This window comes from Citrobacter sp. CtB7.12 (assembly GCF_001297795.1).
Lineage (GTDB): Bacteria > Pseudomonadota > Gammaproteobacteria > Enterobacterales > Enterobacteriaceae > Citrobacter_A > Citrobacter_A amalonaticus.
Genome location: NZ_LIFT01000003.1, coordinates 311,350 through 325,872, shown reverse-complemented (window position 1 = coordinate 325,872; position 14,523 = coordinate 311,350). Strand labels below are relative to the sequence as shown.

General features: G+C 54.3%; 13 protein-coding genes. 4 read left to right on the top strand and 9 right to left on the bottom strand.

Annotation, left to right across the window (positions count from 1 at the left end; all coding sequences use genetic code 11):
* Positions 1-10 precede the first annotated feature (10 nt).
* The 3 genes from cspE (at position 11) to rlmA (ending at position 3,059) form a co-directional block, all read left to right on the top strand.
* The gene (cspE, locus tag AOY24_RS05515) at positions 11-220 is read left to right on the top strand and encodes a transcription antiterminator/RNA stability regulator CspE (RefSeq protein ID WP_001062678.1); all 210 of its coding nucleotides are present in this window, start codon (positions 11-13) and stop codon (positions 218-220) included.
* A gap of 220 nt (positions 221-440) precedes the next feature.
* Positions 441-2,186 (top strand): peptidoglycan glycosyltransferase FtsI, encoded by a 1,746-nt coding sequence (gene ftsI, locus AOY24_RS05510; protein ID WP_044264810.1) that lies wholly within the window; start codon positions 441-443, stop codon positions 2,184-2,186.
* A 63-nt stretch (positions 2,187-2,249) separates the two neighbouring features.
* The gene (rlmA, locus tag AOY24_RS05505; RefSeq protein WP_044326810.1) at positions 2,250-3,059 is read left to right on the top strand and encodes a 23S rRNA (guanine(745)-N(1))-methyltransferase; all 810 of its coding nucleotides are present in this window, start codon (positions 2,250-2,252) and stop codon (positions 3,057-3,059) included.
* Here rlmA and mntP read toward each other — a convergent pair.
* The 5 genes from mntP to manX all read right to left on the bottom strand — a co-directional run bounded on the left by mntP (position 3,056) and on the right by manX (position 7,251).
* Positions 3,056-3,622, bottom strand: coding sequence for a manganese efflux pump MntP (mntP, locus tag AOY24_RS05500; protein WP_043001909.1), 567 nt, complete (start codon positions 3,620-3,622; stop codon positions 3,056-3,058). The genes rlmA and mntP overlap by 4 nt on opposite strands.
* 417 nt (positions 3,623-4,039) lie before the next feature.
* The gene (locus AOY24_RS05495; protein WP_043000404.1) at positions 4,040-4,498 is read right to left on the bottom strand and encodes a DUF986 family protein; all 459 of its coding nucleotides are present in this window, start codon (positions 4,496-4,498) and stop codon (positions 4,040-4,042) included.
* Positions 4,499-4,559: 61 nt separating this feature from the next.
* Complete coding sequence (locus AOY24_RS05490; protein WP_043000405.1) at positions 4,560-5,411, bottom strand: PTS mannose transporter subunit IID; 852 nt, start codon at positions 5,409-5,411, stop codon at positions 4,560-4,562.
* A 12-nt stretch (positions 5,412-5,423) separates the two neighbouring features.
* Positions 5,424-6,224, bottom strand: coding sequence for a PTS mannose/fructose/sorbose transporter subunit IIC (locus AOY24_RS05485; RefSeq protein ID WP_042318487.1), 801 nt, complete (start codon positions 6,222-6,224; stop codon positions 5,424-5,426).
* Positions 6,225-6,282: 58 nt separating this feature from the next.
* The gene (gene manX / locus AOY24_RS05480; protein ID WP_043000406.1) at positions 6,283-7,251 is read right to left on the bottom strand and encodes a PTS mannose transporter subunit IIAB; all 969 of its coding nucleotides are present in this window, start codon (positions 7,249-7,251) and stop codon (positions 6,283-6,285) included.
* Between the two features lie 442 nt (positions 7,252-7,693).
* Between manX and yoaE the strand changes: the two genes are divergently transcribed.
* Positions 7,694-9,253: a CNNM family cation transport protein YoaE gene (gene yoaE, locus AOY24_RS05475; protein WP_043000408.1), complete on the top strand. Its 1,560-nt coding sequence runs from the start codon at positions 7,694-7,696 to the stop codon at positions 9,251-9,253.
* Positions 9,254-9,259: 6 nt separating this feature from the next.
* On the opposite strand, the gene AOY24_RS05470 is transcribed toward yoaE, so the two are convergent.
* The 4 genes from AOY24_RS05470 to pabB form a co-directional block, all read right to left on the bottom strand.
* Positions 9,260-10,858, bottom strand: coding sequence for an EAL domain-containing protein (locus AOY24_RS05470; protein ID WP_054176283.1), 1,599 nt, complete (start codon positions 10,856-10,858; stop codon positions 9,260-9,262).
* 151 nt (positions 10,859-11,009) lie between these two features.
* Positions 11,010-12,374 (bottom strand): L-serine ammonia-lyase, encoded by a 1,365-nt coding sequence (gene sdaA, locus AOY24_RS05465; RefSeq protein ID WP_044327141.1) that lies wholly within the window; start codon positions 12,372-12,374, stop codon positions 11,010-11,012.
* Between the two features lie 185 nt (positions 12,375-12,559).
* Positions 12,560-13,138, bottom strand: a complete 579-nt coding sequence (locus tag AOY24_RS05460; RefSeq protein WP_043000411.1) for a CoA pyrophosphatase — start codon at positions 13,136-13,138, stop codon at positions 12,560-12,562.
* A 3-nt stretch (positions 13,139-13,141) separates the two neighbouring features.
* Positions 13,142-14,503: an aminodeoxychorismate synthase component 1 gene (gene pabB / locus AOY24_RS05455; RefSeq protein WP_054176282.1), complete on the bottom strand. Its 1,362-nt coding sequence runs from the start codon at positions 14,501-14,503 to the stop codon at positions 13,142-13,144.
* Positions 14,504-14,523: the final 20 nt, after the last annotated feature.

The following is a 14,523-nucleotide window of genomic DNA, read 5'->3' as shown; positions in this document are numbered from 1 at the left end:
AATTTTGCAAATGGCAAAGATTAAAGGTCAAGTTAAGTGGTTCAACGAGTCTAAAGGTTTTGGCTTTATTACTCCGGCTGATGGCAGCAAAGACGTGTTCGTACACTTCTCCGCTATCCAGGGTAATGGCTTCAAAACTCTGGCTGAAGGCCAGAACGTTGAGTTCGAAATTCAGGACGGCCAGAAAGGTCCGGCTGCTGTTAACGTAACAGCTATCTGATCGACACCACTGATTTGAAGCGCATCTGCGCATCAACCTCAGATTTAAAGCCTCGCTGATGCGGGGCTTTTTCATTCATCTTCCTTCAAAGTATGTCTGAATGCCTCCTCCGTTAGCGCTTTGTTGCAAAGCCGTGATGTTATTAGCATAGTTTTCACCGCTTTCCCGCCGTTATTCCCGTTAAATCAGTCACCTGAATATCATGTTTGCCGGAGAACAGGTGAAAAAGAAAAATGATGGTACGGTGCGAAGTTTCACACCGCTGCGTTTTGCGCTGCTTTGTATCGCCATATTGCTGAGCCTGGGACTGTTGCTAGGGCGCGTTGCCTGGTTGCAGATTGTTGAACCCGACCGTCTGGTCAAACAAGAAGATATGCGCTCATTGCGTGAAGTCACCACGGCATCGCCGCGTGGAATGATCACCGATCGGCAGGGGCGACCATTGGCGGTCAGCGTACCGGTGAATGCGGTGTGGGCTGACCCCCACACGTTATTGAGCAAAGGAGGCGTAGGCGACAACGAACGCTGGCAGGCGCTGGCCAACACGCTACATCTTTCACTCACGAACCTGGCGGCGCGCGTTAACCACGATCCGTCGGCAAGGTTTATCTATCTTGCGCGTCAGGTCTCTCCTCAACAGGCGCAGTGGATCGATAAGCTGAACCTGCCCGGCATCAATTTGCGCGAAGAGTCCCGGCGCTTTTATCCGGCAGGACATGTCGCGGCGAATCTGATTGGTTTCACCAATATCGACGGGCAGGGCATTGAAGGGGTTGAGAAAAGTTTTAACGCACAGTTAATCGGAAAGCCGGGCTGCCGCCTGGTCCGCAAAGATAAATTCGGTCACGTGATTGAAAACATCACGGAAGTTAATCCTGTGCCGGCGCATGAACTACAACTCAGCATTGATGAGCGGCTGCAGACCGTCACCGAGGATGCGCTGGACAATGCGGTTAGCTGGAACAAAGCGGAATCCGGCGCCGCCGTGCTGGTGAACATTGCCACCGGTGAGATCCTGGCGATGGCCAGCTTCCCCGATTTTAACCCCAACAATCGTGATGGTGCGGTGCTTGATGATTTTCGCAATCGTGCGATTAGCGATACTTTCGAGCCGGGCTCGACGGTGAAACCGCTGGTTATCATGACGGCGCTTGAGCAAGGGATTGTCCAGCCTGATAGCGTGATCGACACGCATCCGTTTTACCTCGACGGGCATCGGATTCGCGATGTGGGCTTTTATCCGGAACTGACGCTGACCGGCATTTTGCAAAAATCGAGTGACACCGGGGTTTCGCATCTTTCATTAGCAATGCCCGTCCAGCGTGTCGTCGATACCTATCGCCGCTTTGGTTTTGGTCAACCCACGGGGCTGGGACTCACCGGTGAGAGCCAGGGGGTGATGCCGCAACGTCGTTACTGGAGCGATCTGGATCGCGCGACCTTTGCCTTTGGCTACGGCCTGATGGTGACGCCGCTGCAACTGGCGCACGTCTATGCCACGATTGGCAGTTTTGGCCTGTACCGACCACTCTCTATCACGCGCATCGACCCGCCCGTTATCGGCAAGCGTGTCATGTCGGAAGCGCTGGTCAGACAGGTGGCGCACATGATGGAAAGCGTCGCCCTGCCGGGGGGCGGTGGGACGAAGGCGGCGGTCCGGGATTATCGCGTGGCGGTTAAAACCGGGACGGCGAAGAAGATCGGCGCTGACGGTAAATACATTGATAAATATGTGGCTTACACCGCAGGGGTGGCACCGGCAAGCAACCCGAAGTTTGCGCTGGTGGTAGTGATCAACGATCCGCAGAACGGGGCCTATTACGGTGGCGCGGTGTCGGCACCGGTTTTCAGCCAGATAATGGGCGATGTGCTGCGACTGGAAAACGTCAAACCGGATGGGATGCCCGCCGACTCCAGCCATTTGCTGGTGATGCAGAGCAATTCGCCGACACACTCCACGCGCTAAGTGATTCTCCCGGGGCGTAAATCGCGTTACACTTGCGCCCTGAATTTACCTGCCGGAGTTGTTATGTCGTTTTCCTGTCCACTTTGTCACCAGCCCCTTGCGCACGTTAATAACAGTTTTATCTGTCCGCAGCGGCATCAGTTTGATGTGGCAAAAGAGGGATACGTTAACCTGTTGCCGGTACAGCATAAGCGTTCACGCGATCCGGGCGACAGCGCGGAGATGATGCAGGCACGGCGTGCGTTTCTGGATGCCGGACATTATCAACCCTTGCGTGATGCTATTGTTGAGCAGCTTTCCGCGCGTCTCGACGCGTCGGCAACCTCGATTCTTGATATCGGCTGTGGGGAAGGGTATTACACTCATGCCTTTGCCGATGCGTTGCCGACGGCGACCACCTATGGACTGGACGTGGCGAAAGTGGCTATTAAAGCGGCGGCCAGACGCTATCCGCAGGTAACATTCTGCGTCGCCTCAAGCCATCGTTTGCCGTTTGCAGATGCAAGCCAGGACGCCATTGTGCGGATTTACGCGCCGTGTAAAGCGCAAGAGCTGGCGCGCGTGGTCAAACCGCAGGGGTGGGTGATGACGGCAACGCCGGGACCGCGCCATTTAATGGAGCTGAAAGGGTTGATTTACGATGAGGTCCGACTCCATGCGCCGCATGCTGAGCAACTGGAAGGGTTCACCCTGCTGGAGGATATCGCACTGGCGTATCCGATGCGCCTGAACGGAAAGGAAGCGGTAGCGCTATTGCAGATGACGCCTTTTGCCTGGCGGGCAAAGCCGGAGGTCTGGGAACGTCTGGCGAGTACAGAAGTGTTTAACTGCCAGACAGATTTTCGTCTTCACCTCTGGCAGCGTGCGGATTAACCGTGAAAGTGCGTCCAGAGGATCTGGACGCCGATACCGATCAGTACCACCCCGCCCAGAATTTCAGCCCGTTTGCCAAGCAGCGGGCCAATGAAGCGACCAACCATCATCCCCAGTGTGGACATGATAAGCGTGGCACAGCCAATAGCCAGTGCCGTCGCGATAATATTGACCTGTAAGAACGCCAGACCCACGCCGACCGCCATAGCGTCGAGGCTAGTGGCGATAGCGGTGGTGACCAGTAACCAGAAACCGTGACGGCGCAGTGGTTCATCATCTTCATTATCCGCGCCGCGAAATCCCTCAATGATCATTCGTCCGCCCAGAAAGACCAGCAGGATGAAAGCAATCCAGTGATTCCATTCCAGCACGAATTTGCTGGCTAACATACCGAGCGCCCAACCGATCAGCGGCGTTAATGTTTCAACTGCGCCGAAGATTAAACCGGTACGCAGGGCTTCAGAGAATTTGGGTTTATGCAGGGTCGCGCCTTTGCCAATTGATGCGGCAAAAGCATCCATCGACATGCCAAAAGCGAGAATAATAGTGGCGGTGATATTCATGACAGCGTCCTGACCGGGGTTTCCATAAAACACACCACTGCCCCCAGTAAACATGCACACCTGAACCCGGGGTTCATACAGTATGCATAGCAGTTGATGTGCCTATGGTCTCGCCTGACTGAAAGAGATTTCAGTCCGTACGTGCCACGTTTTGCAACGAGTATGTTGACACGTACATTTCCGGAGTCTGGAAATCGGCTACTCCCCAAATGACGGCGCAACCTTAACATATTTTGAGAATATAAAACAACAACGGAGAAATATTATTTGATCTCTAATTGAAAACGATTTTCATTTGGGTTTATTGGTAGATAGAACGTTAAAATAAATAACATTTGCGCTGTCGTATTATAGCCTTAGCTATGTTTTTAACTGCAAGTAAATTGCGAAAAATAAAGCCCAGGCTATACCTCTAACTTACTGAGAGGAAACGAGAAGTTTATATATCTTTTCCAGATCGTCGATATTCCGTACACGAATAAGCAGACGCCGTTGCTCTAATTGCATCACCAGAACACCATCTTCCGATAAATTCATCGCTTTAATGCGGTTATATTCTATCCAGACGTTGGCGAAGAAAAATCCATCCTGTTTGAAGAGGATCTTAGGGACCCGGATCCAGAAAATATAAAACCCCATTAAGGCCAGAGCACATAATAACCAGGTGGTGATGATTGCCCCATGGCTGGTGACATTGTTGTAGATAAGAATTGCGATGAGGCCAATGAAGATGATGCTGTCGACGCGGCTTCGGCGCAGCAGGGGAATAGCAAGCAAAGTCGGGCCATTGCGGCGTGGCATGATGAACTGATCGTAAATGGCATAAGCCAGTAACGCGGCAATAAAGAAAACCAGCACCAGGTCCGTGATAGTCATTGATCCTTGTTCCTCCAGATAAAAAAAGGGGCCTTATAGGCCCCGGTAGTGTACTACAGTCTTACAGACCCAACAGGCCGAGCGCATAACCCGCGATACCGATGACAAAGAAGCCAACGATAATCCACAGCGGGTTGACTTTCTTACGCAGCAGCCACATACAGGCGAAGGTCAGCAGCAGCGGAACCAGACCCGGCATCAACTGGTCGAGAATGGTCTGTACGGTGGTAACACGTGTCTGCCCATCCTGACCGGTGATAGTTGAAACCACCAGTGGGATGTTCACATGCGTCCACTTGTTCACCAACGCCCCCATGACAAACAGGCCGAGGATTGACGCCCCCTCAGTCAGTTTCTGCAGGAAGCCGCCGCCCATATCTTTAACGATATCGACACCTTTGCGATAACCGTAGGCGACACCGTAGTAACGGGTCAGCAGACGGACTGCGTTGAACAGAATGAAGAACAGCAAGGGACCGAGCAGGCTGCCGCTCATCGCGATACCCGCACCTAACGCGGCGAATACCGGACGCACAGTACCCCAGAAAATCGGGTCGCCCACGCCTGCCAACGGGCCCATCAGACCGACTTTGATACCGTTAATGGCACCATCGTCAATTTCTGCGCCGTTAGCACGCTGTTCTTCCATCGCCAGCGTTACGCCGAGCACCGGCGCGGCTACATACGGATGGGTGTTAAAGAATTCCAGGTGACGCTTGATGGCTTGCTTACGCGCATCGTTGTTCTCTGGATACAGGCGACGGATAGCCGGTACCATGGAGAAGCAGAAACCCAGCGCCTGCATACGTTCGAAGTTCCATGAACCCTGAAACAGGTTAGAACGAATGAACACGCCACGAATGTCACTCTGTGTGAGTTTTTTCTCAGTGGTAGTTTTAGTCATATCAACCATTTCGCTCACCTGCTAGTCCAGTTCGTTATCGAGGGAGTTGTCACCCGCAGCCTGTGCTGGTGCACCCGCCACGCGGTTATATTTCGGGCTCAGTTGGATGTAGAGGATGGCCATGACCGCACCAATCACACCCAGAGCAACCAGGTTGAAGTTAGTAAATGCCGCAGTCACGAAGCCGAGGTAGAAGAACGGCATCAGGTAGCCTGCACGCATCATGTTGATAACCATCGCGTAACCGACCACAACGATCATGCCACCGGCGATGTTCAGACCGCCAGTCACCACTTCCGGAATCGCATTCAGCATGCCCTGAACTTCGCTGGTGCCTACGGAAATCGCAACGATAACCGCCGGGATAGCGATACGCATCGCCTGCAGGAACAGGGAAGAGACATGCAGCCAGGAGAGCGCTGTCAGGTTACCGTTTTCCGCCGCTTTATCCGCCGCGTGCTGGAATGCCACGGTGATAGTACGAACGATGATCGTCAGAACCTGGCCTGCTGCAGCCAGCGGAATCGCCAGCGCGATACCGGCACCGATGCTTTGGTGACCCGCAATAACCAGAACGGTAGAGATAATGGACGCCAGTGCGGCATCAGGTGCAACGGCAGCACCGATGTTCATCCAGCCAAGGGCGATCATTTCCAGGGTACCACCGATGATAATACCGGTTTTCATATCCCCGAGAACGGCACCAATCAGCGTACAGGCCACCAGTGGGCGGTGGAACTGAAATTCATCGAGTACCGACTCCATACCCGCGATACATGCGACGATGAACACCAGCACAATCTGAAGAGTGGTAATCTCCATTGTACTTCTCCTATTGCTATAACAGCCTTAAGTGTGAAAGCTCATTCAATGCCAGGGGTTACTTGCCCACTTTGGCAATCAAATCCATCATTTTCAGTTTCTGATCGGTTGACACTTTACGCGCCTCAAGCTCAATACCGCGGGCATTAAGTTTGTTAAAGGCTTCGATGTCTTTCTCATCGACAGAGATGGCGTTGTTGACCTGCGTTTTACCCTGACGGAAAGCCATGCCGCCAATGTTTACGGAGGTGATTTTTACGCCGCCTTCGACAATGCGTTCAACATCGGTCGGATTGGTGAACAGCAGCATTACACGTTCGCCCGCGTATTTCGGGTTGTTGTAAACGCGAATCATCTTGGCAACATCCACCACGTGAGCGGTCACGCCAGGAGGCGCCACCTGCGTCAACAGCGTTTTACGCACGGTGTCTGCCGCCACTTCATCGCTGACTACGATAATGCGGGTCACGTTGGTTTCTTTGGTCCAGCGGGTAGCCACCTGACCATGGATCAAACGGTCATCAATACGGGCAAGACCGATTTGCATATAATCGTTCGGTCCCATTGGTTTTGCCGGAGCCGCGGCTTTGGGGGCCGTTGCGACGGGGGCAGGGGCGGCTTTTTCCACCGGTTTCGCTTTCAGCGCTTTCACGCCTTCGCGACCGGTTTCAACTGCCAGCGCGACCAGTTCATCGAAGCTTGGGTTGTCGTCACGCGCCATCAGCGTTTCGACCAGCATAGGGATGTTCACCCCGGCAATCACTTCATACTGTTCTTTGTCGACGACAATGCGGCTGGCAGCGTTGAACGGACTGCCTCCCCATGTATCGACGAGAAACAGCACGCCGTTACTGGTATCGAGTTTTGCCAACTGAGCGTTGTACTTTTCAATCAGCGTTTCGGCATTTTCGCCGGGCACGAAATCGATCCAGCCGACGTTTTCCTGCTCGCCTAACAGCATTTCTGCTGTCTTGAGTAACTGCTCTGCAGCCCAACCATGTGTGCCTATAACAATAGCAATGGTCACTTGCTACCTCCTTTATTATCGTTAACACATCAACGTGAGAGATGTATTTGAATCGCCGTCCGCAACAGAATCGATTCAGATAAGGGTTACAATGAAAAACATATGATGTCCGTGAATTATTTTAGATATCGAAAAAAATATTTTATGTGATGAAGATCCGTAATTTAGTTTTCGGCAATGAGAAATTTCGTAGAGTAAAATATCCCTGTTACAACACTTTGCAAAGGAAGGTAAATCTTTGCCAAAAACAGGTTGCCTCTGTTATGTTTACGTTCTGTTTAACTAACCAGGAGTATAGGGCACTAGCCCGCTGTATGGATCGTCACCGACGTCATTTCACTTTCAGGCCGCATCGCGCCTGCCAGTCTGGCATGTCTTGCCACACGTTTTATCTGCACTGTGTTTTATCGCCTGTTAACCATTCCTTAAGCAGGAGCTTGTCATGGAATTCTTAATGGACCCCTCGATTTGGGCGGGTTTGCTCACGCTTGTCGTCCTGGAAATTGTCTTGGGTATCGATAACCTGGTTTTTATTGCGATTCTTGCGGATAAGCTGCCGCCGAAGCAGCGTGACAAAGCGCGTCTGATTGGTTTATCCCTGGCGCTCGTGATGCGTCTGGCCTTGCTGTCTATTATTTCGTGGATGGTCACCCTGACCCAACCGCTGTTCACCGTCATGGACTTCACCTTCTCCGGTCGCGATCTGATCATGCTGCTGGGGGGTATCTTCCTGTTGTTTAAAGCCACGACGGAACTTCATGAACGGCTGGAAAACCGCGAACACGATTCCGGGCATGGTAAAGGTTATGCCAGTTTCTGGGTGGTCGTGACGCAGATCGTTATCCTGGATGCGGTATTCTCGCTGGATGCGGTGATTACTGCCGTCGGTATGGTGAACCATCTGCCTGTGATGATGGCGGCGGTTGTGATCGCGATGGCGGTGATGCTGCTGGCGTCCAAGCCGCTGACGCGTTTCGTCAACCAACATCCGACGGTGGTGGTGCTCTGTCTGAGCTTCCTGCTGATGATTGGTCTGAGCCTGGTCGCCGAAGGTTTTGGTTTCCATATTCCGAAAGGCTACCTGTACGCCGCAATTGGCTTCTCGATCATTATCGAAGTGTTTAACCAGATTGCGCGTCGCAACTTTATTCGCCATCAGTCAACACTGCCGCTGCGTGCGCGCACGGCTGACGCGATCCTGCGTCTGATGGGGGGTAAACGTCAGGCGGCAGTAGCGCATGAATCCGACAGCCAGGCCGCCGTTCCGATCCCGGAAGGAGCATTTGCGGAAGAAGAACGCTATATGATTAACGGCGTGCTGACGCTGGCACAGCGCTCGCTGCGCGGCATCATGACTCCGCGCGGTGAAATCAGCTGGGTGGATGCTAATCTGAGCGTTGATGAGATCCGCGAGCAGTTGCTCTCCTCGCCGCACAGCCTGTTCCCGGTGTGTCGTGGCGAACTGGATGAGATCATCGGTATCGTGCGGGCGAAAGAGCTGCTGGTGGCGCTGGAAGAGGGCGTTGACGTCGCGGCTATTGCGTCGGCTACACCGGCTATCGTGGTGCCGGAAACGCTGGACCCTATCAACCTGTTGGGTGTCCTGCGTCGTGCACGCGGTAGCTTTGTTATCGTCACCAACGAATTTGGCGTGGTGCAGGGGCTGGTTACGCCGCTGGATGTCCTTGAAGCCATTGCCGGTGAGTTCCCGGATGCTGATGAAACGCCGGAAATTACCGTTGACGGCGAAGGCTGGTTAGTCAAAGGCGGCACCGATCTGCATGCCCTGCAACAGGCGCTGGCGGTGGATAACCTGGTTGATGAAGACGAAGACATCGCCACGGTCGCGGGACTGGTGATTGCGGCTAAGGGTCACATTCCCCGTACGGGCGATGTGATCGAGGTTCCTCCGCTGAGCATTACCATTGTCGACGCTAATGACTACCGCGTGGATCTGGTGCGAATTGTTAAAGAACAACCTGCGCAAGAAGAAGAGGAATAATCCTCTCTAACGCAGGGGCATAACGGGCGCGATGCGTCCGTTATGCCTGGGCGGCGGCGGGTTACTGCCCGCCAGCCACTGCGGAAAATCGCGCAGCGGCATCGGCTTCGCAAATAAAAATCCCTGCAGTAAATCCACACCGTGGCGACGCAGATGCTGCGCCTGCTCCTGCGTTTCAACTCCCTCCGCGACCAGTTCGATATTTAGTCGTTGCCCAAGGGCGATGATGATGTCGGTCACCGTTGAATTGACCGCATCAGTACCAATCGCATGGGTAAAGGACTTATCAATTTTCAGAATGTCAGGGTGCAACTTTTCCAGCCATGACAACGAACTGTTGCCGGTTCCAAAATCATCGATCGCCAGCTTGATGTTTTGCCGTTGCAACGCGTGAACGATTCGGTAATCAACATCCTGCAGCGCATCCCGCTCGGTCAGTTCTATCACCAGTTGCTGAATGGGCTGCTGACTGAACCAGTACTGATCGAGATCTTTTAGCAATTCCCCCTGCTGAAAATGGCTGGCAGCGACATTAATACCAATATGAAACTGGCTGCTCATGGGGAAAAAATGACGTTGCCGAATGGTTTCCGCTAGCACATAACGCGTCAGCGGTGCGATCTGGTGATGCTCTTCGGCAATCGGGATAAAGACGTCCGGTGAAATCCACCCCTGACGCGGATTATTCCAGCGCAGCAGGATCTCCACTCCCATGCACTGTCCGGTCCGCCCGTTCAGTAGCGGCTGGCAAAAAAGCTCAAATTCGCGCTGTGCCAGCGCGAGGTTAATCTCCCAGGAAAAACTCATTCGACTGGCGGTGGCCAGCCACGCCAGATAGCCCACCAGCAGACTGAGCAATAATGCCAGCGGCAGCTGCGCGGGCAGGGCTTTGAACGCCAGCGCTTCTGCTGCTGGCCCGGTCACGCTAATAGTAAAGGGATAGTGCTGTGAGGTGAGTTGATAGCGTTGCTCATCGATGAGCGCAGGCAGGCGCTGTACTACGCCGCTCCCGTAAATTAAATGTCGGTTGCCGACTGTCAGGCTGGCAGCGGTAATCTGCGGCTTACGCGGTTCCAGCAGCAGCCTGGTAAGCAGGTCGATATTGATAATCTCCAGTATTCCGTCCTTTCCGTCGGGAGAGGCCGGGTACCACTGGACGAGAATCGGGCTGCCTTTAATCAGCAGTGGATCGGTGGACAACAGCAGTTGCGCGTTTGCGGTAGGGAGGTCGGGCTGAAGCTGATGAACCGGGATATTGCGATAGCCAAAGACGCTGGAACAGTACAGTATGCCGCGCTGGACCAGGGCAATTGCGCGTACCGTTTGCAGTCTGGCAGCTTGTTTGCGCAGCGGGAGATGCGTAGCGGAGCAGGGAAGGCCAATCAGTGGTAACAGGATATCGCGGCCATTCTGCAACGGACGTAGTACTTCATCGAGCGTGGCGACCGCCCTGGAGGCAAAGGTAACGGTGTGGTGGTGATTTAAATTGCGCTGTGAAATAAATCGGACGCCCAGGGTCAGGATGAGCGTAATGAGCGCGCAAAGTATGCACAGGATAAAACGTTTACGACGATATTTTTTTATGATCCGTTGTGCTGTCTGCATGCGGGCCGCCTGATAACCGTCAGCCACAAAAGCCAACCGTAACAGAGCAAGTGTAGTGGGGAATTGGCGAGCAGACGAGAAAGGGGGCAAAATTTCGCCCATCCGTTGCAGATGGGCGAGGAAAAAGTATTAGTGTTGCTTGCTGAGGTGTTTAGTCACACTGAACTTTAATCGCCAGGCCGCCGCGTGAGGTTTCGCGGTATTTGGCGTTCATATCCTTACCGGTTTCGTACATCGTTTCGATGACTTTATCCAGTGAGACGCGCGGTGCGCTGGTACGACGCATCGCCATCCGTGCGGCATTGATCGCTTTTACAGAGGCAATTGCATTACGTTCAATGCACGGTACCTGCACCTGACCGGCAACCGGGTCGCAGGTCAGTCCCAGGTTATGCTCCATGCCAATTTCAGCGGCGACACACACCTGCTCCGGGCTCGCGCCCAGCAGTTCCGCAAGACCGGCGGCCGCCATTGAGCAGGCCACGCCCACTTCGCCCTGACAGCCGACTTCCGCTCCCGAAATCGAGGCATTCATCTTATACAACGCGCCGATGGCGCCTGCCGCCAGGAAGTAGCGGGTATAAATATCGGGGCTGACGGACTCAATAAAGTGATCGTAGTAGGCCAGAACGGCTGGCACGATACCGCACGCGCCATTGGTTGGCGCGGTGACCACCCGACCGCCTGCCGCGTTCTCTTCGTTGACCGCGAGGGCGAACATGTTCACCCAGTCGATCACATTCATCGGGTCGTTAGAGAGTTTATCGCTGGAAACCAACATCCGACGCAACGCAGAGGCGCGACGCGGAACGCGCAGTGGACCCGGCAATACGCCTTCGGTATTCATACCGCGATCGATACAGGCTTGCATGGTCTGCCAGACATGACCGAAGTATTCTTCAATCTCTTTTTTGTCGTGCAAGGCCAGTTCGTTCTGCATCGCCAGTCCGGAAAGGGACAGGCCAGTGTTGTTGCAGTACTCCAGCAACTCGGTTGCAGATTTGAACGGATAAGGAACGCTTACCTCATTTGCCGCATCCTGACCAAAGTGCTCTTCATCGACGATAAAACCGCCGCCGATGGAGTAGTAGGTTTTGCTGTAAACGACGACATCGCCGTTATACGCATGGATCTGCATGCCGTTTTCGTGCAGCGGCAGGTTGCCGTTATGAAAACGCATGCCGTCGTTTTGGGGGAAATCCACTTCGTGCTGACCGTGCGCCAGCAGCAGGCGACCGCGCGCCTCTACGTCGCGGATGAAACCTGGGATACTATCAATATCCACGGTGGCTGGCTCATTGCCTGCCAGACCCATAATAATGGCGATATCGGTGTGGTGACCTTTACCCGTGAGCGACAGTGAACCATACACGTCGACGGCAACACGAGTAACGCTATCCAGTAATCCTTTTTCGACCAGGTCATCGACGAACTGTTTACCCGCCTTCATAGGCCCTACAGTATGGGAAGATGAGGGACCAATCCCCACCTTAAACATGTCGAATAGACTAATCACGATAATACTCCTGACAGGGTGACTGGAAACTTCCAGAAACGATGTAATAACTGCGCATAGTGTAAGAGGGAACGCGGGGATCGGCTTAACTATTCACATGAATTAAACTAATGGGTAACTGCGTTTTTACTAATGTTGTGACGGGAGTTTCAGGTTGTGTCTTCTGCGCGTAAAGATAAGTATAGTCAGGGCTTCACACCAATTTGTAGCGCCAGTTCACGAATAATTCCGGCGGTCATTCCCCAGACGAAATAATGCTCATACCAGGAAAGCCACACGCGATGCGAATCCCCGCGACGCCAGACATCCAGCGGGTGATAGCGGCCTAAATGCAGCGCCTGCGCCAGCGGCATTTCAAAGACGGCGGAAACCTCGTCTTCGCTGGCGCGGTAAGGCAGATTAGGCGGAATAATGCCCACTACTGGCGTGACCTGGAAGCCGGTCACGCTGTCCACCGGCGGCAGCACGCCGATCACATCAACGGCTTCTGGCGGGATTGCCACTTCTTCTTCGGCTTCACGCAGCGCGGCGGCAATGAGAGAGGCGTCGGTGCTGTCAACCGCGCCGCCGGGGAAGGCCACCTGCCCGGCGTGTTTGCGTAAATGCACCGAACGCTGGGTCAACAGCAGCCCTGGCTGGGGGCGGCGAACCACAGGAATGAGCACGGCGGCCTGGCGCAGGTTCAGCGACTCGCGATTAATCTGCGGGCGCAAAAGTTGGAAGCGCGATAGAAAATCATCCAGCGTCAGGCTCTTGTTCTCCATGTCTCAGTTCTCCAGTTGTTGCAGGATACGATTCACTTTATCAAAGGTTTCCTGATATTCCGCCTGTTCCTCGCTATCGGCGACAATACCGCCGCCAGCGGAACAGTACAGTTGACCGTTCACGGCGGTCAGGGTGCGGATGGTAATGCTGGTATCCATATTGCCGCAGACGCTCAGATAACCGATGCTGCCGCACCAGGCGTTACGGCGGTGGGGTTCCAGCTCATCAATAATTTCCATGGCGCGCACTTTCGGTGCCCCGGTAATCGAGCCGCCCGGAAACGCGGCGCGGAGCAGGTCACTGGCATGCCGTGTGGGGGGTAACCGCGCGGTCACGGTGCTGACCAGATGATGCACCGCCGGGAAGGGTTCAACCACGAACAGTTCCGGCACCTTCACCGAACCCGGTACCGCCACGCGACCAATGTCGTTGCGCATCAGATCGACAATCATTACGTTTTCCGCCCGATCCTTTGCTGAGTTCGCCAGTTTCTGCGCCTGTTTCCGGTCTGCCTCTTCCTGCGGCAATCGCGGCAGGGTGCCCTTAATGGGGCGGGTCTGAATGTCGCCATCAGCCAGAAGAATAAACCGTTCAGGCGACAGGCTCAGAATGGCGCCGTCATCCAGGCGTAAAAACGCGCTGAACGGGGCGCGGTTCGCCTGATTGAGCCGCGCGAAGGCCAGCCACTCATCGCCCTGATAAGACGCCTGAAAACGCTGGGCCAGATTGACCTGATAGCAGTCGCCACTGTGCAGATACGCCTGCACCTGGCGGAATTTTTCGCCGTATTGCTCACGCGTCATGTTCGATTGCCAGTCGGTGGTTAACCTGAACGGCACATGCGCAGGAGGTTGCTGGCTTTCCAGCCAGGCGAGTCTGGCGTGGGCGTCCGTGTGGCTGAGTAAGCTCACGGTCTGGCACTGATGATCGACAATCAGCGCCCAGTCGTAGAGGCCTATCGCCATGTCCGCCAGCGCGATATCCTGCCGGGCATGGCTGGGCAAAGATTCGAAGCGGCGTCCCAGATCGTAGCCAAATAACCCCAGTGCGCCACCCTGGAACGGTAAATCGGCGTTCACTGGCGGCTGAAGATTCAGCGCGGTCAGTGTGCTTTGCAGTACGGCCAGCGGATCGTCATGAGTAAGACGACAGCCTTGCGCATCGCGAATCTGCGTGGTTTCGCCGTGCGTTTTCACGGTGCAAAGCGGATCGGCTACCACAATGTCAAAACGGCTATGTGGGTGATCCGCGTGACCGGAATGCAGCAGCATCGCCCACGGCAGATGGCTTATTGGCGCGAAATACTGTTCGGCGGCGTCCTGACGCCAGGGGAGCGTGATAATAGCGGGAGATAACGTCTTCATTGATCCTGACTGTACTGGCT